This window comes from Psychrobacter sp. DWR1-2-3 (assembly GCF_049896465.1).
Lineage (GTDB): Bacteria > Pseudomonadota > Gammaproteobacteria > Pseudomonadales > Moraxellaceae > Psychrobacter > Psychrobacter maritimus.
The window spans coordinates 147,862-169,784 of record NZ_JAFCUJ010000004.1 but is presented as its reverse complement, the minus strand read 5'-3'; the positions used below and the strand labels follow the sequence as shown (position 1 = coordinate 169,784).

The window sequence follows — 21,923 nt, the reverse complement described above, 5'->3', positions numbered from 1 at the left end:
TTTATACCGCAGGCGCACGCCAAGTATCGAGCGCCTGCTGCCATTGCTGACAACGCGCAGTGATTTGCTGCACAGGCAAGTCCATAATATCTCCAACGACCGCCACATAAGCAATCGGCAAACCTGCCAGCTCAACGATATTTTCTGCGCTTAAGCCTCCAATCACACATATATCAATCCCTTGCTGACAGCCATCAATAAGCTCTTGGCGTGAGATAATATTGGCATTGGGCTTGGTGTTTGAGGCAAAAACCGCCCCCATCGCCGCATAGCTTGCGCCCTCTTTTTTGGCTTCTTTGACTAAATCTACATCACCATGACAAGTACGACCAATAATCTTTTTGGGCGCTAGTTGACATTTAGCATCATTAATATCGCCATCTTGTTGACCTAAATGCACCCCAACACCAAGTTTTTCGGCAAGTGTTATATCATCATTAATGACCACTGGGACATTATAAGTTTTTGCCAAACGGACTATTTGCAGCGCTTCATCATAGAGTTTTGCGGCGCCATCAGGCAGCTGTAAAATCTTTTTACGGCGGATTTGCAATAGCGCTATCAACCCTGTCGCGAATGCTGCTTCTAATTTGGCATATAAAACTGCAAACTCATCGTCATTGGTAAGTAAGTATAGTTTGGGAGCTCGCGTAACAGCCGATGCTTGATTCATATGATTTTTCCTGAAAGACGCCCTAAATTCAACACAATAAAAAGGCTGTTATATCGCATAACAGCCTTTTTTATAGATACTAAAACAGCAAGCTTACACCGTACGGCGAGTCGCCAAGCTGTTTAGAATGTTTTTAGCATCACCCCAACGCGTCGCTGAGCTGTTCGCACCTAAAATCACAATAATTGCAGGGCGATTATTAACGCGGGTTTCCATCACCACACAACGACCAGCTTCATTAATAAAGCCTGTTTTTGAGATACCAATCGGATAGCTACCATCACGCACTAAGCTGCTGGTGTTATTGGCTTTATAAGTACGGTTGCCGCTTGAAAAGTTAGAGACATAAAAGTCGTAACTTTTGGTGGTAGAAAAACGACGAATGACATCGTAATTACCTGCAGCACGAACCATTTTTACCAAATCATTTGACGAAGCAACGTTACGCTTATCAAGACCCGTTGGATCACCGAAAAAAGCAGTAGTCATACCCAAGTCTTGTGCTTTGCGATTCATCGCACGGATAAAGGCACTATAACCACCTGGATAATTACGCGCTAGACTTTTTGCCGCAGGATTTTCTGATTTCATTAATGCCATCAGTAACATCTCAGCACGGTTTAGGCGGTCGCCCGACTTAAGGTTTGAGCTGGCGCGTTTAGGACCGACGAAATCTTCTGGGTCAAGGGTAAGCTCTTCACGCATGTCGAGACCGGCATCTAAAACCACCATCGCCGTCATGACTTTGGTGATACTGGCCATTGGACGGGCAATATCAGCGTCTTTTTCGTAGATAGATTCGCCCGTTTCAGCATCGATGACCGCAACACTGCGCGAATCGGTACTGATTGGAATCATACTACTGCTGCCAAAACTGCCACGATAGGTGGTGTTATAGCTGTTGGCGTTAGTCGTATTGCTAAAACTATTATTACTATTACCAAACGTGCGGGTATTGGTAATATTGGTGGTACCGTGACCGTTATCTACTTTTTTAATCGCCGAGCCGCTATTACTATTATTGGCTTTATACATGATGCTGCGAGCTTCAGACAGGCTATCGGCACCGCCCCAGCTCACACGAGCGCTAGACTCTGAGCTAGAACCACCATTAATTGTAAGTGCGGCTTGTGCAACACTGCCCAAACTCAATGAAATCAGAGCAGCGATTAATTGCTGTTTGGTTAATGGTAGTTGCTTCATTATGCCTCCTGCTGCCGCGCTGCCATTAGTTAGAGAGTCAGTTACATACTCACTAACAGCAACCACGTACGTAGCGTTTATGGATGTGTTTGTAGATACTCACATAGAGTTTTTGTATTTTTAGTGTATCATGGTTTGCATTTAAGTTTAATCTACTAAATCAATTAGATGTCATTTTTTAGCCACATTCAAACTTTACTACATTTACTTTATATTACAGCAATATTTATTAACACTGGCGCAATATAGCCTTACATTTAAGCTTATAACCTCTTAATTGCAAAGTTAATATTAAACTATGACGCATAATATCAGTGTCTTTGTTAATTGATATACTTATAGTAGCGAATTTTTAGAGTATTTCAATAAAGCAATTCAATAAAGCACCCAAAAATAAGACACGCTAAACAGCTTAACATTAGCAGTGCGCCCTTTATTCTGACAGATAGAAAAGAGTATAACTATGATTCGAGTATTAGTAGTAGATGATCATGATTTGGTGCGGATGGGCATTAGCCGTATGTTGGCAGATAGTGCCGATATCGAAGTCGTCGGCGAGGCAGATAGCGGCGATATGGCGATTAAAATAGCCAAGCAGCTACGCCCTGATGTGATATTGCTGGATGTCAATATGCCCAACATTGGCGGTCTTGAAGCCACCAAACGCTTGGTTCAGTTAGATATGGGCATCAAAATATTGGCCGTCAGCAGTATGTCAGCGCAGCCTTATCCTTCGATGCTCATCAAAGCGGGCGTTAATGGTTATATTACCAAAGGCACGCCGCTTGATGAGATGATACGCGCGGTCAAAAAAATCTATCAAGGTGGGCGTTATTTTAGTCAAGACGTCGCCGAGCAATTGGCTGACGTGCTTTTATCTGATAACGCCAGCTCGCCTTTTGACTTATTAAGTGACCGCGAAAAACAAGTCGCTATGATGGTAGTCAACTGCCAAAGTCCGCAGCAAATCGCTGATCAGTTGTTTGTCAGTGTAAAAACCATCAACACTTATCGCTATCGTATTTATGAAAAAGTCGGCGTCGATAGCGATGTGAAATTGACCCATCTAGCCATTCGTCATGGTCTTATTCAACCGTAAATTACTAAGTATAAATTACTAAGTATAAGCTACTAAGTATAAGCTACTAAGTTTAGTAAGCACCTTCCCTTCTATTACGCTCAACTTAAAAGGCTTTAGAGCCAGTGAAAACTTTAAAGCCTATGAAACCTCCAAAGCCTGTGCCATCGTCAAAGTCTAAGCAACATGAGCAACATGAGCAACATAAGAAATCTGCTCCTAGCGTTATAACCGCTATCACGGATTATTTGCAGCGCGACGATACCTTGCCGTTGCCGCAGCTACGCAGGTTGGGTTTGATCTATAGCAGCTATCGATTTATTCTCAGCCTGTTTTCTATGCTGATGGTCTATATCACGGCTCGCTCTAGCGATGGCTCATCATTACCAAGCTTTTTGCAGCAAACCGCGCTCAGCTTTTATGTCCTGCTGAGCCTGATTTTACTCGGTTTATTTTATGTGGTGACCAAGCATCTACGGCGACAGCTGGCTTTTGGTTTAGTAGTAGATGTCATCATTTTAAGCTTATTACTTTATACCGCTGGCGCGCCCGATTTGCAGTTGACCATGCTATATATGGTGGTAGTCGCCGCCAGCTTTATGCTTTTACATAGCTCGCAAGCGCTTATCATTACCTTGCTTGCGATTATCTTTGTTATCTATCAGCAGTTTTTTTATGCCATTGCCAACAGTATGAGTTTGGCAAATTTGGGTGACGCGCTACTGATGTCAGCCAGCTTTTTAGCAGTGGGTGGCTTAAGCTGGTCAATCTCACAGCGTTTGGTTCAGCTTGAAAAGGTAGCGGCAAGCCACGCAAAAGAAGTCGAACGCTTAAACGTCATTAATCAAGAAGTCATCACGCAAATGGTCAATGGCGTTATCGTCATCGACTCTAAGCATGTTGTGCTGGCAAACCTTGCCGCCCATCAACTGCTCAGTATTCCAAACCCTTCCCCGCTAGTGATAACAGAAGCGGTCAATATCAGTCAGATGCTAAAAACCCCAAGCGAGACGGCGAAAAAAACGTCACACTATAATGAAAATCAACCCGTATCTGATTTTCAGCAGCAGCTGCGCGCACAACATCTGCAACTACTCGAAGCCTGCTTATCGGTAGAGGCTGGTCAATCTCGCACTTTTATTTATGAGTTACCAGCCGTAGCCAATGCTTCAGTCGTCGGAAAGCTGCGTGTCGAGATTATCCCTTTAAAAGATGACAGCAAGCTAATCATATTAGAAGATTTACGCCGTGAACAAGCCAGTGCGCAGCAATTAAAATTGGCCTCTCTAGGACAGCTTACCGCTAGTATTGCCCATGAAATAAGAAATCCTTTAGCAGCAATCTCCCAAGCCAGCCAATTATTAATAGAAGATATCGAAGAAAGTCAGACAGCAGATAACGACACAAGTACCAATGACAAGATGGCTGGCAACCATGAGCTTTATAAAATGATATTTACGCAGACCAAGCGCGTCAATCGCATTATTGAAGATGTCTTAAAGCTGTCTCGTCAGCAGATTGCCAACCAGCAAATGATTGTCCTTGCGGATTGGATGCCAACATTTTTAGACAATTACTTTCAAGGTCACGATGTTTTTTTACGCAGCCATACGCAGCCGACAATCTCGTTTGACACGCACCAGTTAGAGCAAATTCTTATCAATTTAATTAACAATGGTTTACGTCATAGCAGCTATGCTAACCCTCATGCTATTGTGGAAATCGAGATTTATTGTGCTGATAACGATGTTATAATTGATGTGTTGGATGATGGTACGGGCGTTAGTGATGTGGATTTAACCCATTTATTTAATCCGTTTTTTACCACCGATAAAGCTGGCACAGGTTTGGGATTATACTTATCGCAAGCATTTTGTGAGGCCAATCATGCGCGCCTGCTTTATATTCCGGAACATAAAAAAACCTGCTTCCGTTTGATTGCCCCTGCCATCCAGCATGACGTCCATGAAAGTACAAATGAAAGCATATAGGAAGCGTTTGCCTAATAATTGAAAACCTATAAATGTCTCATAAACGCTACTATTTATGCACTATAAACCTTGATACTTATGCACTATAAACTTTGATACGATGATTTTTTAATACCTTTTTAACACCCTTGTAGTACTTGAAGACAATGAAGTACTTGAAAACAATGAGATGATGTATGACCACAACCGCGCTAGTCGTTGATGACGAAATAGATTTATGCCGCTTGATGCAAATCACGTTGACCAAGATGGGCATCAAAAGTGATGTGGCCTATACTTTGTCGCAAGCCAAATCCTATTGGCAAGAAAATGACTATGATTTTTGTCTAACCGATTTAAAATTACCTGACGGTTCAGGATTAGAGTTGGTTAAGCATATTAGCGGCAGCTCAACGACGCCCATTGCAGTGATTACGGCACACGGCAGTATGGATTTGGCGATTGAAGCGTTAAAACTAGGCGCTTTTGATTTCGTAAATAAACCCCTTGAGCTGCCTCGTTTGCGTCAATTGGTTGAAAGCGCCCTTAAGGTTATTCATCAAGATAATGTGTCCAAGTCGACGCCTGAGCGTTCACCTGAGCAGCAAATGCTCGATAGCCGTTTGATTGGCGACTCTGCTGTCATGCATCCGCTAAAAAATACCATTTTAAAATTGGCACGCTCACAAGCGCCGGTTTTTTTATCAGGGGCTTCAGGTACAGGTAAAGAAGTGGTGGCGCGCTTGATTCATGACTTAAGCCCGCGCCGCGATGGTAGCTTTGTGCCGGTCAACTGCGGGGCAATACCGTCAGAGCTGATGGAGTCAGAATTTTTTGGTCATAAAAAAGGCAGCTTTACCGGCGCTGTTGCCGATAAGCAAGGACTGTTTCAACAAGCCAATGGCGGCACGCTATTTTTGGATGAGGTCGCCGACTTACCACTAGCGATGCAAGTTAAATTACTGCGGGCTATTCAAGAGAAAACCGTGCGCGCAATCGGTGATACCAAAGAAGTACCGGTCGATATTCGTATTTTATCGGCGACCCATAAGGATTTAAATCAGCTGGTGCAAGCGGGCAATTTTCGCCAAGATTTGTATTATCGTATTAATGTGATTGAGCTTAAACTGCCAACGCTCAACGCGCGGCGTGATGATATCCCTGTATTGGCTAAGCACTTTTTGGCACTAATCGCCGATGAATGGCAATTAGAATCGCCGCCAACACTGACTGACGGTGCTTGCGCGCGCCTGCAACATCATGACTTTGCTGGTAACGTTCGTGAGTTGCGTAACGTCCTTGAGCGCGCGGTAACGTTAGCAGAAACGTCGACTATCGATGCCAGTCATCTAGGTCTACCTGATGTTGATAGCAACCAAGAAGTAGTTACATCTGCCAGTCAAAATATCAGTACCAATAAAGCGACAATCTCGAACGCTTCTCTTTCAAATAAAAGTGAAAGCTCGGTAACTGACCCAATAAAAGATAATGCCATAAAAAGTAAGGTACAAACAGACAGCACGCAACAAGCGAAAGCGAATATACATCCTTATCGAACCACCACTCAGCATTATCCTTCAATGAATACAAGCCCAGCGAGCACGCGCTCAGCAGAAAATGCCGAAAAAACTGCTGATAAATCGGTGGCTAGTAGTTTAGATGCGTCAATAAACAATCAAGCTGATAAGCAAGACAGTCTAAGTAAGTCAGGGCATAAAGAAGATATTGCCGCTGGTCACTTACCTGCCCAAGGCTTAGAGCATTATCTACAAGAACAAGAAAGACGGCTGATCATTACAGCGCTTAAGCAAACCAACTGGAATAAGACCCAAGCGGCCGAACTATTGGGTACGACCTTCCGCTCCTTGCGCTATCGCATGACCAAGCTAGAGATTGCCGAAGATCAATCTGAATCATAAGTAATAGCGACTGTTAAAGCGATGCCTTGATTTAAACTCTACTTAAATTAACGTTTGTCTTTAGCAGTCGGTTTATCAATCACATGGTCGATGACCGTATTGTTTTGAGTGACTTTCTTTTTAATCGCTTCGTCTTTAATAGACTTATCTTGCTTAGCACCGCTGTCTGCCTGTGCCTTACGTACAAAGCGAATACCCGAAGGCAGTGCTTGCTGACGGAGTAAATCAAGCGCCTGTTGCTCCCATGTGCTCTCATTACCCAACAACGTCACATCAGGCTCTACCCCAACCCCATCTATCTTTTTACCCAATGCGGTCATATAGTTGGCAACCGTCAGCTTGACCGCCTGCTCATCATTCAGCGGGATAACGGACTGTACTGAGCCTTTACCATAACTGACCTCGCCCAAGATAGTGGCGCGCTTCTGCGCTTGCAAACTGCTGGCTAATACCTCGGCGGCAGATGCTGAATAACGGTTTTGCAAAACCACGACGGGCAACGCTTCTAATAACGCGGCACCTTGCGTCGATAGCGTGCGCGAGTCACTTTGACGACCTTTTACTTGTACCACATCGGTATCGGTCATAAACAAGCTAGCAACGCTTACGGCTGACGCCAATACGCCGCCGGGATTATCGCGCATATCTAATAATACTCCGGTGACGGGCGCATCTAAATCAATCAAACTTTGCAGTAATTTCTCACGGCTGTTGTTTTGAAAGGCGGGCAATCTAATAATCGCCATACCATCAACAAATCGAGTTTCAATAATCTGCGGATGATTGTTATTACGCTGCAAAGTCGTGGTGTGTTTACGGCGACCTGCTTTTGACGTTACTACATCTACTTGCGTGCCGGCAATCCCTGTCAAGAGTTGCTCGATATCATTACTTTCTTCCTCTTCGCCAAGCTTAAACTCATCGACTTGATGCAAATAATCGCCAACGGCAATGCCCTTTTTATCAGCAGGTGAACCATCAATTACTTCCGTAATCACCCAATAACCTTCTTTTGGCTGATATTGCACTTTGATACCGATATCACCGACATCTCCTTCGGTAAAAGCGCGCAAATTCTCATACGCCTCTGCATCCAAAAACTCAGCATGACTATCAAGCTTGGTCAACATACCACTCATGGCATTGTTAAATAACTCTTCATCCTTCACCGCGTCAACATATTCACGGCGTACCAAATCAACGACAGCAACAAAGGTTTTTAGGGTTTCAGGCGAAATGGCATTTAATGACACCTGCGCCACTTCATCTGGAATATCAGTATTAATCGCATCTGAGCCATTATCCAATGCACTCTCATCAGCGACAGCATCTATTGAGTCATCAACTTGATCGGCTGATTCGAGCATATCTGCAATATCTGAAAAATCGTCCGCACCGTTGTCCAATGGCACATCATCTGCATTAAGACTGATTAATTGCAAACTTGAAGTAGGGTTTTTATTGTTATTTATTTTACCGTTATTATTGATAGCCGCTTGGGCAGACATGATCATAACGCTTAAACCCAGTAAGCTTGTAAGAATAGCTGGCTTTAATACCTGCGAGCTAATAGATTTAAAGCCAAAAGATTGAGAACTTATAAACCGAGCGCTCATAAATAGTGTCAGCATTGGGTTTTCCAATCTCTTAAACATCAATAAGGATAAAGAGCTAATAGGACGCATAAAAGAAACCCCTTAAAAAATTTGCTTTGGTTATTTTGGTTTGGTTATTATTGTTATAACTTTGTTAGATGTATCAGATGATTATATGGTTATATGGTTATATGGTTATAGGGTGATGAATAAATTATAGAGTTATTAATCAACAATGTCCGTTAAAATAACACCAAGCGGCTATCTTAAACTAGGATAGTATTGCAAATAATTTAGGCAAAATGTATCGGCCAAAATGCATGAAGAATAAGGCAGCAGAAAATATCGGAAAAAGCACATAAAAAAAGAGAAGGATAATAAATATCCTTCCCTCTTTTAAAATGCTTAGCTGTACTAATAAGCTGTTAAAGCCTTACTATTAAGCATTAGCGATTAAGCATTAGCCTTAAACATTAATAATACGTGACCATATTATGATGCTGGAACCAATAAATTTTCACCGGTCATCTCATCTGGCTGCTCAATATCCATCAACGCCAAAATAGTTGGCGCAATATCACTCAGCTTACCGCCACTACGTACTGTTACTGACTGCTCGCCAATATAAATCAATGGCACGTGTTCGGTGGTATGCTGTGTATGTACCTGCCCGCTTTCATAATCTTGCATCTGCTCACAGTTACCATGGTCAGCCGTGATAAGCATATTACCGCCAGCTGCGCGCACTGCGGTTTCTACGCGACCAATACAGACATCTAACGCCTCTACCGCTTTAACCGCCGCATCAAAGATACCTGTATGCCCTACCATATCGCCATTGGCATAGTTGACTACTAATACATCATATTTACCAGACTCAATGGCAGCAACCAGCTCATCCGTCACCTCAGGGGCGCTCATTTCTGGCTTTAAATCATAAGTGGCAACATCGGGAGAGGGCACTAAAATCCGCGTCTCGCCTTTATACTCTTCTTCACGGCCACCACTAAAGAAAAATGTCACATGCGCATATTTTTCAGTTTCGGCGATACGCAACTGGGTTTTACCTTTATTCTGCAAATACTCGCCAAGCGTATTGGTCAATGAGGTTGGATAATAAGCAATGCTGGTTTTTGGATTGGCTGCTAAAACGTCAGAATATTTGGTCAACATCACAAAAGCGGCAAGCCTTGGCTGTTTATGACGGGCAAAACCTGAAAACTCATGATCTGGTAGCACGAATGCTTGCGCAAGCTCACGGGCACGGTCGGCACGGAAGTTCATAAAGATAAGCGCATCATTATCATCGACTGTATATGGCACTTCATCGCGACCAATGACAATGGTTGGATTAATAAATTCATCAGTTTCACGTGCTTTGTACGCCGCTTGTACCGCGCCATCTGCACGCGTTGCTAAGCGATCGGCTTTACCTTCGGTGATAAGCTCATAGGCTTTTTGCACGCGATCCCAACGATTGTCACGATCCATCGCATAGTAGCGCCCGATGATACTGGCAATCTGGACGCGCCCACCTTCATAATGGGCGTTGAGTTTCCCAATATGCTCCCGTAAGCGATTGATATACTTATCAGCAGATTTTGGCGGCGTATCACGGCCGTCTAAGAAGCAATGGACAAAGACATTTTTGGCACCGTGTACCAACGCTGAATGACACATTGCTTCGATATGGTCTTGATGCGAGTGGACGCCGCCATCTGACAACAATCCCATAATATGCACGTTTCCGCCAAGCTCGTTGGCTGCTTTCACCGCATTGACCAAGGCTTCGTTTTTATAAAACTCACGATTGGCCACTTCACTTGAGATACGGGTTGAGTCTTGATACAGCACACGGCCCGCGCCCAAATTCATATGGCCAACTTCTGAGTTACCAAACTGTCCGTCTGGCAGACCGACATCTTCTCCTGAAGCCGATATCAATCCATGCGGATATTGCTGATAAATCTTATCCAAGTTTGGCATATCGGCGGCAGCAATCGCATTATCCTTGTCGTCTTCACGATGCCCAAAACCATCTAATATCATTAAGACATGCGGCACTTTTTTATTTTGCTCGCTATCCTGCTTATTATTGAGCTGGGCCTGACTATCGTCGATAAATTCTGATTGTTGCTGGTTATGGGTCATGGATTACCGCTCCTCAAGTGAATGAACGCCTATAATGCTATATTAGGATGTTTAAAGCCCTCTATATTACCACACATCTCCAAATAGCTGAAAAATCGCCCCTTTAAGCCCGTAATTAAAGGTTTTGAGTGCTTTTATTGGCTAGAAAAAGTGCTTAAAACTCGACAACAATAATGCTAAGACCTTAACCTACGTAGTAATCTGTAAATCGTACTTGCAATCACTCAAACCATTGGTTAAGATAATTATATTCTGAAGTGTTGGCTAGTAGATGTTTATTCCCTGAGCCGATAATGCTTTACCAGGATGTGGTACCTATTGCTTCATTGTGTATGCCTGCACCGCTTGCGGTGTCTCAGGAAACCTGCAGAGGCAGTGACGCATCCGCCCTGAACTTCACGGTTCATGGGTCACCATCTTGCGGCGGCACTTCGGTTGTTTCATTCAGTTATTAACTATTTTATTTATAAATATTACCTTTATAAAAAATAGTTTTAACGCTCAAAAAGCCCCTTTTGTCATTAACGAAAGGGGCTTTTTTTATGTCTGCTTATCTATCTACTTATTAATAAATAAACTATTCATCATTGGCAGATTTGGTGATTTTTTTCACATCCTTCGGAATGGTTTTTGCCGTACCATCAACGGTGGTATGCTGTTTAAACACATCGCCGAATGGGTTTTGCTGTTGCTGACCAAACGGGTTTTGGTTATTCATACCACCTGCACCGCCAAATGGGTTTTGACCACCCATGCCGCCAGCACCACCGAACGGATTTTGTCCGCCGCCCATCTGTTTCGCCATCATCTCCATCATTTTTTGCTGATTGTTCATGACGTAGTTATTAGCAAAGTCTTTCAACTTTTTCTGCACTGGCGGCAATATCACCAATAACGCCAATAAATCACTCAGCACGCCCGGAATCAGCAGCAAAATACCGGCAGCTGCCATGGCGACACTTTTAATCATGGTTGATTCTTGTGGACGCATCGCAGGATTCATCATACCGCCCGCTTTCATCTGCTGTGCCATTGGATTGAGTGCTGCCATCCCTTTACGCATCAGTGAGATACCGATAACGGCGGCGATGATAAACCACATAAACACCCACCAACCGCTCATAAATTGAGCAAGTAAATACCACAGTAGCATCTCGATAATAAACCAAACGATGGCAATACCAACTATCTGACCCATAAAGTGTCGTCCTATAAGATAAAATCTAAAAAATTGAGCGCCATGCAAATTAAAATGGCTAACATATGATGTATATGGGGATTGATTGCTATACTATCAAACTTAAGGCTGATTTTTAAGCCATAAAACAAAATGTAAGCAAGACGGAATACTATGGCAATTATTATCGGGATTGATCCGGGTTCACGCATGACCGGTTATGGCATTGTTCAACAAACGGGCGATAAGCTGACATATATTGATGCCGGCACCATTCGTACGGATACCAAAGAGATGCCTGAGCGCCTTAAGCGTATTTTTAATGGCTTGACCCGCATCACCCAGCATCATCTAAAATATGCCGATGAGCCTATTTACACCGCTATCGAGCAAGTGTTTATGGCAGAAAACCCAGACTCAGCATTGAAACTAGGGCAAGCACGTGGCGCTGCTATTGCTGCTATGGTCGCTTTAGATTTAGAAGTATCAGAATATACCGCACGCCAAATTAAACAAGCCGTTTGCGGTTATGGGGCAGCGGCAAAAGAGCAAGTGCAAGAGATGGTCTGCCGCATCCTGTCTTTAGACGTGGTACCGCAACAAGACGCCGCTGATGGTCTTGCCTGCGCCATTTGTCATGCGCACTCAAGCCATTCAATGAACAAATTAATTTTAAACAGCGCCATGCGTGGCCGCGGTGCTTCTAAGAAAAAAGGGCGCTGGCGTTTGACAGAAGAAGACTTAGGCAATTTGCGTTAGAATAAAAACATATAGTCATAAAGCAAATAACCATAAAAAAACACGCGTCCAAACGGCGCGTGTTTTTTATTTAAACTATCTGACTATTTATTTATGTTATGTTTTTACTATGGCGGATTCGATTTAAAAAGAATGCAGTGCTGCTGAGATAAATTTTTCGAAGCCTCTGGAGTGCGAAGCGCACAGCAAGCTAGGAAAATTTATCTCAGCAGAACGTTATTTTGAACGTATCTCTTTTATATTGAACTGACTATATAGTATAAGCAACTAACCGAGTTACTCTGCTACCGCACTCTCAATCACCGCATCCAACACATAAGCATATTCTTCGCCTTCTGTGCTTTCGTTACTATCTAACTCATAACGCTGGAGACGCAATACTTCGTTATGCATGCCGTCATGCTGATAGCCATCAATTTCACCAGTAAATGCTGACCATTCTCCTTCACTCACTTTAATACCTTGGTCATCATAAGTGATGGGCTTCACTTGTAAACACATCTCTGAGCTATCATCAGCACACGCTACTTTCTTAGCATTTACCGCCCAAAATACAGTTTCACCCTTACTGTTATATTTGGCTTGTGAAGTAAGCTTACCTTCCCAAGTCAACGTAATCGCATTACTGGTCACTTGTGTGAGCACTGGGTTTTCACCTTCAGTCAAACTCAGCTGACTGCTACCTTGCATCAAGGTATTTAAACGATTTTCTGCTTTATTGAGATCTTCGCAGAGCATTTTAGTGCTCATGCTCTCTTCGGTCGTTAGTGTCTGACCTTGCAACTGATACACGGCACTTATCGTGTTGCAACCCACACTATAGTTCAGCGTGTTTTGACCTTGATTTTGATTAAACAGCAGCGTGACTTGCTCCTTAATATCCACAAGCGTCGTTATGACAGGTCCACCACTTTTGTCATCGATATCCAATAATGTCCAACGATAACGCGCTAAATCTTTAATCATCTCTTGCTCTGCAGTCAGTTTCGTATCATTAGCTGTATCAGATGCCGTATCGGTGTTTAATGTGGCATCAGTTACTGTGCCCGCTTCAGTGTTGTCTGGTGCGTCACCGCCAGTAGGCGCAGGGTCTTTTTGACAAGCACCCAAGACCAGACTTGCTGCTAAAATACTTGGCACTAAGGCAAACCTAGAAAATGAGCGGATGGAAGATAGCGTGGTAAAAGATGATGTCATGAGCGTCATACCTTGTGATTAAACTTTTTCATAATTCACTGTTGCCTATACAAGGAGTGATTATATCTATTTTTGTAAAGTGTTCATAATTTGACCACTATAGCGCCGATGATGGTAGGTTTTGTAACGAAGTGTGTAATCTTATATATCAATAGTAACTATTATCGTTTGATTTCTCATTTAAGCTGTGGATTAAAAAATCCTCGGGTCGCTAACAATGATATTAGCGACCCAAGGCTATCGGCGTTATTTATTGCTAAATTTGCTGTTAAATTTATAATGCCATACCGTTTTTACTCACTTTCATGAGCAGGCTTGGCCTTTGCCATATTTTTAATACTAAAACGCTCATTCATCATTTGATAAAACCGCGCCAGATTTTCGCCCTGTTCACTCGGGTTAACCTTGAGTATTTTGCCAAAGTCCAAACCTAAATACAGCACAATATCAGCAAAACTTAACTGGTCGCCAACTAAGTAATCGTGACCATCTAGCATAGTTTCAAAATAGGGCAATGCTTTAACAGCGCGCGCGATAGACGGCGCGACAAATTCTGGCACTTGTTCAACCCGCTGCGCTTTGGAGGGATGACTGTGCTGAAACGCCAGCATAAAATTATATAGCACTTCAAACTCAGCAATACGGCGCATAGAACATACTTGCGCCCGCTGTACCACATCATTACCCATCACTGAACGCTCGCCATAGACACGGTCGAGATATTCGCACACGGCCTGCGAATCATTGAGTATGGTGCCATCATCCAACTTTAATACTGGCACTGTCTGCATCGGATTCATCTTGGTAAACTCATCAGACATCTGCTCATTAGTAGCAAAATCTATATCGACCACATCGACATCATCCATATCATCAACATCGATACCTTTTGACGCTAATAAAATAAGGGCTTTACGTGGATTGGGCGCAGTACGGGTAACGTATAGTTTTTTCATGGCAAACTCCTTGTAAGATGGTCTCAAAAGCGACTCAGCGCTGCTAGGCTTTATTATGATTATTGCAAATAGCGTTTGGATAAAGTTATCAATGCGCTATATAACAGTTATAGCCTACTCTGCTCATCATAGCAAAACCTTAACGCCAATAAAAAGCTGAAACATAAAAAAAGCCCCATAACATTCCGTTATAGGGCTTTTAATTTTTGAGCAATTCTTAATCACTTATCAATACCACATGCATTTAACTTATTTGTTAGGCGCAGGTGTGGTACGTAAATAAGGCTTAATTTCGGTATGACCTTTAGGATAATTAGCAGCGATATCTTCGTTTTTCACGCTTGGAGGAATGATAACGTCGTCGCCATCTTTCCAATCAACAGGCGTTGCTACGTTATATTCATCAGACAATTGCATCGCATCAATCACACGAATAATCTCATCAAAGTTACGGCCACAGCTGGCTGGATAAGTCAGTGTTAAGCGTACTTTTTTCTTAGGATCAATAATAAACACGCTTCTGACCGTCGCTGTATTGTCAGCATTTGGATGAATCATGTCATAAAGATCTGCAACCTTGCGCTCAGGGTCTGCAATGATAGGGAAATTGACAGCAGTACCTTGGGTTTCTTCAATGTCACTTACCCAACCTTTATGATCTTCTAAACCATCAACCGATAGCGCAATTGGTTTAACATTGCGCTTCTGGAACTCACCGCCTAGTGCTGCGGTACGACCAAGCTCAGTGGTACATACTGGCGTATAATCTGCAGGATGTGAGAAGAAAACAACCCAACTGTCCCCTGCCCATTCGTGGAAATTGATATCACCATCAGTGGTTGTCGCGTCAAAATTTGGTGCAGTATCACCCAGACGTAAATTTGCCATACTTAAATTCCTTATTTATGTTTGTGATGAGCGTTAATATCAATACATTAAGGTAAAAAGATATCGGCTCACTCTATTATTATTAATGATATGCTCAGTTATCAAAATAACACTAAGCACATCAGCAAAAAACTCACTTTATATTACCAAACTGGTTATGAATGTCTTGTGACGGATTGTAATGCGTTTATTCCATTTACCAATAAGCAAACCGGTATATAGGTCGCATAGAGCATTAAACTACCATGCTTGCATCCCACAAGCAAAATTCATAAAAAACCCATCTCTAGCGTACTAGAAATAGGCAATTTTTAAAACCACTATTGTGCAGTGCCTTCTCAAACTCTAAGAGTGAAAACACAGTTAACAGTTACGCTGGTTTATAACTATCACGTAAGCTAACGATTTGGTTAAATACTGGCTTGTCGCTAGTATGTTCTTCGCTATCCGCGATAAAGTAACCTTCACGCTCAAACTGGAAACGCGTGCCAGCATCTGCATTTGCTAATGATGGCTCAACCACTGCATTGAGCTCAGTCAACGAGTCAGCATTCAAGGCTTGATGAACGTCATCAACGCTACTTGGGTCTTCGACACTAAATAGCTGCTCATACATGCGTACGGTCGCTGGAACGCCTTGGCTGGCAGATACCCAATGAATGACGCCCTTAACCTTACGACCTTCAGGATTGTTGCCTAGCGTTGCAGGATCAATCGTGGCTTTTAGCTCAACAACATTGCCAGCGTCATCAAGAATATGCTCAGTCACTGCCAATACATAGGTATTACGCAGACGAATCTCATTCTTCTCTGGTGATAGACGCTTATAACCTGCTGGCGGCTCAATTTCGTAATCACCTTGGTCAATATAAAGGGTTTCGGTAAACGGAATTTCACGCTCGCCCATATCGACATTAGGATGATTTGGCTGCGTTAACCATAAAGTCTGTGCATCATCGTCCCAACGCGCATTAACGCTATCAGCCTTTTGCGCTTCCCAACTACTAACCGCATCGCTAAAGTTAGTAATCGTCACTTTTAACGGCTTAAGCACCGCCATACCGCGCGCTGTGGTTGTCTCTAACGACTGACGAATACTAAACTCTAATAAACGAAAATCGACGACACTATCTACTTTGGTCACGCCAACACGCTCACAAAAATCACGTAAACCCTCTGGCGTATAACCACGACGACGCATGCCAGCGATCGTTGGCATACGCGGATCATCCCAGCCGCTAACGATATTTTCATCAACCAGCTGCTTAAGCTTACGCTTACTGGTCATGGTATGGTCGACATTTAGGCGGCTAAATTCGTACTGATGCGGCGGTACATCAAAGCCGATTTTTTCAACCGCCCAATCATAAAAGGGACGATGGTCTTCAAACTCCAGCGTACATAACGAATGGGTAATGCCTTCGAGTGCATCCGAGAGCGGATGGGCAAAATCATACATCGGATAAATGCACCATTTATCACCCGTTTGATGATGTTCTTGATGCATGACACGGTAGATAACAGGGTCGCGCATATTCATGTTTGGGCTTGCCATATCAATCTTGGCGCGCAACACCGCTTTCCCTTCCGCAAACTTACCTTCTTTCATATCATTAAAGAGGGTCAAGTTTTCTTCAACACTGGCATCACGATGTGGTGATGGCGTGCCAGCCTCATTAAATGAGCCACGTTTTTCTTTAATTTGCTCAGGTGACTGCAAATCTACATAGGCATCGCCCTGCTCAATCAACTGCACGGCCCATGCATACAACTGGTCGAAGTAGCCTGACGCATGGTGCGCCTCTCCTGCCCACTCAAATCCTAACCATTTCACATCGTTCTTAATGTTATCGATGTAATCCTGCTTTTCTGCGGTTGGATTGGTGTCATCAAAACGTAAGTTACAAACACCGCCAAACTCTTGAGCCACACCAAAGTTTAAGCAAATAGATTTCACGTGCCCTAAATGCAAATAACCATTTGGCTCAGGTGGAAAGCGTGTCACGATTTGTGGGTATTTTTGCGCATTAACATCGTCACGAATGATATTACGAATAAAATCGTTTTTTTGTTCGTCTTTTTGTGCATTGTTGCTTGAGTGCTCACTCATCGGGCATTGCTCCTAAAGCAAATTATCAGTTCATGCTACGTGCCATCACGCAGCATGGAAAATTCAAACCAAATCATTAAAAACAAGTTATTAAAAATGATAGTAAAAAGTTAAAGTTGCGTTATTCTATCAGCTTTTGCAAAGGCATTAACAGCCTGATACATGACACGGGATAAAAAAGCCGTTAGACTAGCCATAACTTTTTAATCACCAACTTTTCATCCACCACTTAACAGCGTCATGTTAGGCGCTGCAATCAAAGAGGAATATCACATGGTAGACATGCCACCAGTAGTAGAACTTGACACCAATATGGGTGCGATCGTTATCGAACTCAATGAAGAAAAAGCACCTAAAACCGTAGAAAACTTTTTAAACTATGTAAAATCTGGGCATTATGACGGTACGATTTTCCATCGCATCATTGATGGCTTTATGATTCAAGGCGGCGGAATGGACGCTGAAATGAATGAAAAAGCGACCAACGCGCCAGTTGAAAACGAAGCTGATAATGGCTTAAAGAATGATAAAGGTACAATTGCGATGGCACGTACGCAAGACCCACATTCAGCGACTAGCCAGTTTTTCGTTAACGTAAAAGACAACGATTTCCTAAACCATTCTGGCAAAAATATGCAGGGTTGGGGCTACACGGTATTTGGTAAAGTAACAAGCGGTATGGACGTCATCGAAAAAATGCGCGGCGTACCTACTGGTCGTTTCGGCATGCATGCTGATGTGCCAAAAGAGCCAGTGGTTATCAATTCAGCCACTATCATCACTCAGTAATCATTCTTCAATAGTTATTACTCAGTAGCGATGAATCAGTGCAAGCTTATGAGTCGTTACTGTTTAAAGTTATGAGGATAAGGATAAATGCAAAGTTTTGACCATCTAATTACCACCCGCCCTCATGAGGTGCGACAAGTATTGATTAGCGATTTGCATTTATCGCCTGAAGAGCCTGCCTTAGTGCAGGCTTTTTTGGCGCTGCTTGATGATTGCCTTGCCTTGCCTGCGCTTAAACGCTTATTTATCTTGGGCGATTGGTTTGAAGTATGGATTGGCGATGATGCTTATTTATTATTATCAGAAGATGAGCGCCAAACCCATTGGCTAACTCCGCTTATCGTTAAATTAAAACAATTACGGGTAGCTGGCTGTGAGATTTTAATCATGCATGGCAACCGTGATTTCTTATTAGGTCAGCCATTTTGCAATTTATTCGGTGCTGAGCTTATTTATGAGCCGTACATCTTAAGCGTTGGACAGCAGAGCTATCGCTTAGAACACGGCGATGCGTTATGCATTGATGATAAGAAATATCAGTTTTTTCGCAAAATCATGCGCAATCGGTTAACCCAGTGGTATTTGCTCAATAAATCACTAGAAAAACGCTTGGCTATCGCCGATAAAATGCGCCAAAAAAGCCAGCAGAATAATGCCAATAAAGCGGCGTATATCATGGATGTCAATGAAGATGCGGTGATACAAGCAGTGGCTGATAGCGATGCGTTACTACATGGTCATACCCATCGTCCAGATATTCATCAAGCCACGAGTAATAAAAAACGCTACGTACTTGGTGATTGGCGCTTGCTAGATAGCGAAACACGCCAGCCAAAAGTCAGTGCGGTGATTGGTGCTGTGACGGCAGATGAAGGTTCAGATGCAAATTCAGACAATAATAATGCTGAGTTTGATATGTACGAATTTAAGATGACTATCTAACCTGCTGCTGCAATATTTTATAAAAACATACCAATAAAAAACTCCGTCATTAACGGAGTTTTTTATTGGTCAATATCATTATGTTTAAACCATCGCTGAAAACAACGATTGTCCAAAAACAGTGACTTTACTCTGTCTCACCATCCTGCTAATGAAGACGCACTACGCTGGGTGATAAAACCATCTGGGGTTTGACCATTATCTGCTTGCCAGCGTTGGAATGCCAGTCGCGTATTGGTACCGACGATACCATCCGCACCCTTGGTATCATAACCTGAGCTGGTCAAACGCTGCTGCAAATTACGAACTTGCGCCGTTGATAACGGACGCTCATAGCGCGGCCATGATTTTTGTAATCCACTCTGACCGGCAAGCGCTTTACCCAATAAGCTCACGCCAAGCGCATAGTTCGATGAATTGTTATAAACCTTGATGACATCAAAGTTTGGGCTAAGTAGCAATACTGGACCATCTTTACCAGCGGGCAGCCATAGCTCCATTTGAGTATTGGCATCCAAATAGACATCAGCTATGGTATCGACACCCATAGATGCCCATCTGGCAGCAGGCTGCTTGGTACCCACCAATGAATAATCAAATGACGCAGGAACAGTCGCTTCATAAAATGGCGCAAGACCACGCACCCAACCTGAATTACTCAGGTAATTAGCCGTAGACGCCAAAGCATCGCCTGTCGACCATGGGTTACGGTGACCATTACCATCGCCATCAACGCCATGCTTAAGCCAGGTATCAGGGATAAACTGCGTTTGCCCCATGCCGCCTGCCCAAGAGCCATCGAGCTGTGACCACGAAACATCGCCGCGTTGCAATAGCGTCGCTAATGATAATAACTGGGTTTCAGCAAATTCTTGACGACGGCCATCATAAGCAAGGCTGGCAAGCGAGCTTGGAATACTGCTATTGCCCGTTACCACACCGTATGAGGACTCCATGCCCCAAATCGCGGCGATGATTTCTGCATTGACGCCATACTGCGACTCTAACTGTGATAAAAACGCCCGTTGCTCGGCAAACTTACGCTTACCTGTGCTGACACGGCCATCTGATACGGCAGAATCGACATACTCCCAAGGCATCTTAGAAAACTCTGGCTGTCCTGAGTCAAGCGAGATAACTTGCTGGTTTAAATAAGCCGTATCAAGCAAACGACGCACTGTTGATGCGTCATGACCCGATGCAAGCGCGCGCATAGAAAAATCAGATTTCCAATCAGAGAAACTGTTATAGCTTGGTTTGGCAACGGGTGTGGGTCTAACGACAGGTACTGGCGTTGGCTTCACCTGAATGGTTTGGGTCTGGGTAATTTGCACATTACCTTGGCGTACAGGTTTGCTCGGCTTTTGCATCGCCTGCTGACTGGTACAGCCAACCATAACTAAGGCGGGAAACAAAGCCAGATATTGTTTTTTTAATAACATAAGAGATCTCAAGTATGAATAAGTAAAGTAGCTTGATGGGCGCAGCTTTGATAATTGCCAATTAACATAGCCAAGTTATTATAAAAGCTGCCACAGAGTTAACGTCCTTTTTAACGCCTTTATTACTGTCTTTTTCAACGAGCTTTTTTAACGACCCAATACCGCGCGTGGGTCGATAGGATTGCCATTTAAGCGTACTTGGAACTCCAAGCCTACTTGATTGGTCTGACCGCTGCTACCCATATTTGCAATACGCTGACCACGCTGTACCGCCTCACCTTCTTTGACCAGAAGCGCACTGTTATGCGCGTAGGCGGTGATATAGTTATCGCTATGACGAATCATAATCAGATTGCCATACTCTGGCAGACCATTACCCGAGTACAGTACTGTGCCTGATTGGCTCGCAAGTACCGGATCGCCCATGGTGCCAGCAAACCACATACCCATATTACCGGCGGCAGCATCAAAGTTACGCGTCACTTGGTTGCGACTCGGATATTCATAACCTGAAGTGGCATTGGCTGTCACTTCATAGACAGGATTTTGTGAATAATTAGGTGCATTAGTCACAGGCGGCGTATAGGTTGGCTGTGATTGCGTTGGTGTAGAGGCGTTATAGCGATTGTTATTGGTGGCGCGTACTGGCTCACCTTGCCATAATTTGAGCCATTGACCACTATAAATCGTATATTTACTATCTAAGCCATTTAGCGCACCAATTTGACGATAATTTAAACGATAGCGCGCCGCGATTTGGCTGACCGTATCACCGCGCTGGACGCGATGATAATTGGGAACACCTTGTCCGTTGGTAATAATCTTAGGTCCTGCTTGGTTGGCTGCCTGATAAGTGGGCTTGGTGGCACAGCCGACCATCGTCAATGTGGCTGCTGTCAACGTACCCATCAATGCCACTGTTGCCAAGCGCGATCCAGCAATAAGCTTCTTCATACAAGATTTCCTATTCTTTATGTTGCTCACAAATTCCTTGTGTTACTCACAAGCATTTTGCTAACGGTTATAACGTTTAATGTCTCAGATACCATGATTAATTATTGGATAACCAATGGT

At 43.4% G+C, this 21,923-nt stretch carries 17 protein-coding genes and 1 other RNA gene; 7 read left to right on the top strand and 11 right to left on the bottom strand.

Going from position 1 to position 21,923, the window contains the following annotated elements; translation table 11 throughout:
* Position 1 precedes the first annotated feature (1 nt).
* Both ACP7AA_RS09305 and ACP7AA_RS09300 read right to left on the bottom strand, forming a co-directional pair.
* The gene (locus ACP7AA_RS09305; protein WP_426223382.1) at positions 2 to 673 is read right to left on the bottom strand and encodes a thiamine phosphate synthase; all 672 of its coding nucleotides are present in this window, start codon (positions 671 to 673) and stop codon (positions 2 to 4) included.
* Between the two features lie 93 nt (positions 674 to 766).
* A complete protein-coding gene (locus ACP7AA_RS09300; RefSeq protein ID WP_281490163.1) occupies positions 767 to 1,876 on the bottom strand; it encodes a serine hydrolase in 1,110 nt (369 codons plus the stop codon).
* Between the two features lie 463 nt (positions 1,877 to 2,339).
* On the opposite strand from ACP7AA_RS09300, the gene ACP7AA_RS09295 reads away from it, so the two are divergent.
* From ACP7AA_RS09295 to ACP7AA_RS09285, 3 genes are all read left to right on the top strand, one after another.
* The gene (locus tag ACP7AA_RS09295) at positions 2,340 to 2,975 is read left to right on the top strand and encodes a response regulator (RefSeq protein ID WP_426223381.1); all 636 of its coding nucleotides are present in this window, start codon (positions 2,340 to 2,342) and stop codon (positions 2,973 to 2,975) included.
* 122 nt (positions 2,976 to 3,097) lie between these two features.
* Complete coding sequence (locus ACP7AA_RS09290) at positions 3,098 to 4,945, top strand: sensor histidine kinase (RefSeq protein ID WP_426223380.1); 1,848 nt, start codon at positions 3,098 to 3,100, stop codon at positions 4,943 to 4,945.
* A 176-nt stretch (positions 4,946 to 5,121) separates the two neighbouring features.
* Positions 5,122 to 6,843: a sigma 54-interacting transcriptional regulator gene (locus ACP7AA_RS09285; protein WP_426223379.1), complete on the top strand. Its 1,722-nt coding sequence runs from the start codon at positions 5,122 to 5,124 to the stop codon at positions 6,841 to 6,843.
* 47 nt (positions 6,844 to 6,890) lie between these two features.
* Here the strand turns inward: ACP7AA_RS09285 and ACP7AA_RS09280 are convergent, their stop codons facing one another.
* Positions 6,891 to 8,357, bottom strand: a complete 1,467-nt coding sequence (locus tag ACP7AA_RS09280) for a S41 family peptidase (RefSeq protein WP_426223378.1) — start codon at positions 8,355 to 8,357, stop codon at positions 6,891 to 6,893.
* A 573-nt stretch (positions 8,358 to 8,930) separates the two neighbouring features.
* Positions 8,931 to 10,589 carry a 2,3-bisphosphoglycerate-independent phosphoglycerate mutase gene (gene gpmI / locus ACP7AA_RS09275; protein WP_201562953.1) on the bottom strand — a complete coding sequence of 553 codons (1,659 nt, stop codon included), beginning with the start codon at positions 10,587 to 10,589 and terminating at the stop codon, positions 8,931 to 8,933.
* Between the two features lie 246 nt (positions 10,590 to 10,835).
* Between gpmI and ssrS the strand changes: the two genes are divergently transcribed.
* Positions 10,836 to 11,031, top strand: a non-coding RNA gene (gene ssrS, locus ACP7AA_RS09270) — 6S RNA.
* A 135-nt stretch (positions 11,032 to 11,166) separates the two neighbouring features.
* Here the strand turns inward: ssrS and ACP7AA_RS09265 are convergent.
* Positions 11,167 to 11,787: an FxsA family protein gene (locus ACP7AA_RS09265; RefSeq protein ID WP_201562955.1), complete on the bottom strand. Its 621-nt coding sequence runs from the start codon at positions 11,785 to 11,787 to the stop codon at positions 11,167 to 11,169.
* Positions 11,788 to 11,940: 153 nt separating this feature from the next.
* Here ACP7AA_RS09265 and ruvC point away from each other — a divergent pair, with 153 nt between their 5' ends.
* Positions 11,941 to 12,525, top strand: coding sequence for a crossover junction endodeoxyribonuclease RuvC (gene ruvC, locus ACP7AA_RS09260; RefSeq protein WP_045446965.1), 585 nt, complete (start codon positions 11,941 to 11,943; stop codon positions 12,523 to 12,525).
* 276 nt (positions 12,526 to 12,801) lie between these two features.
* On the opposite strand, the gene ACP7AA_RS09255 is transcribed toward ruvC, so the two are convergent.
* The 4 genes from ACP7AA_RS09255 to ACP7AA_RS09240 all read right to left on the bottom strand — a co-directional run bounded on the left by ACP7AA_RS09255 (position 12,802) and on the right by ACP7AA_RS09240 (position 17,676).
* Positions 12,802 to 13,722 carry an META domain-containing protein gene (locus ACP7AA_RS09255; protein ID WP_426223377.1) on the bottom strand — a complete coding sequence of 307 codons (921 nt, stop codon included), beginning with the start codon at positions 13,720 to 13,722 and terminating at the stop codon, positions 12,802 to 12,804.
* Between the two features lie 293 nt (positions 13,723 to 14,015).
* Positions 14,016 to 14,678 carry a glutathione S-transferase family protein gene (locus tag ACP7AA_RS09250; protein WP_426223376.1) on the bottom strand — a complete coding sequence of 221 codons (663 nt, stop codon included), beginning with the start codon at positions 14,676 to 14,678 and terminating at the stop codon, positions 14,016 to 14,018.
* A gap of 249 nt (positions 14,679 to 14,927) precedes the next feature.
* Positions 14,928 to 15,566, bottom strand: coding sequence for a peroxiredoxin (locus tag ACP7AA_RS09245; protein WP_290187650.1), 639 nt, complete (start codon positions 15,564 to 15,566; stop codon positions 14,928 to 14,930).
* A 370-nt stretch (positions 15,567 to 15,936) separates the two neighbouring features.
* Positions 15,937 to 17,676, bottom strand: a complete 1,740-nt coding sequence (locus ACP7AA_RS09240) for a glutamine--tRNA ligase/YqeY domain fusion protein (RefSeq protein ID WP_426223375.1) — start codon at positions 17,674 to 17,676, stop codon at positions 15,937 to 15,939.
* Between the two features lie 273 nt (positions 17,677 to 17,949).
* Here ACP7AA_RS09240 and ACP7AA_RS09235 point away from each other — a divergent pair, with 273 nt between their 5' ends.
* Together ACP7AA_RS09235 and ACP7AA_RS09230 are read left to right on the top strand one after the other, a co-directional pair.
* Complete coding sequence (locus tag ACP7AA_RS09235) at positions 17,950 to 18,465, top strand: peptidylprolyl isomerase (protein WP_201618867.1); 516 nt, start codon at positions 17,950 to 17,952, stop codon at positions 18,463 to 18,465.
* 87 nt (positions 18,466 to 18,552) lie between these two features.
* On the top strand, positions 18,553 to 19,407 hold the full coding sequence (locus ACP7AA_RS09230) for a UDP-2,3-diacylglucosamine diphosphatase (RefSeq protein ID WP_426223374.1): 855 nt from the start codon (positions 18,553 to 18,555) through the stop codon (positions 19,405 to 19,407).
* A gap of 137 nt (positions 19,408 to 19,544) precedes the next feature.
* Here the strand turns inward: ACP7AA_RS09230 and ACP7AA_RS09225 are convergent, their stop codons facing one another.
* Together ACP7AA_RS09225 and ACP7AA_RS09220 are read right to left on the bottom strand one after the other, a co-directional pair.
* Positions 19,545 to 20,849 carry a lytic murein transglycosylase gene (locus ACP7AA_RS09225; protein ID WP_426223373.1) on the bottom strand — a complete coding sequence of 435 codons (1,305 nt, stop codon included), beginning with the start codon at positions 20,847 to 20,849 and terminating at the stop codon, positions 19,545 to 19,547.
* 147 nt (positions 20,850 to 20,996) lie between these two features.
* Positions 20,997 to 21,803: a peptidoglycan DD-metalloendopeptidase family protein gene (locus ACP7AA_RS09220; RefSeq protein ID WP_426223372.1), complete on the bottom strand. Its 807-nt coding sequence runs from the start codon at positions 21,801 to 21,803 to the stop codon at positions 20,997 to 20,999.
* Positions 21,804 to 21,923: the final 120 nt, after the last annotated feature.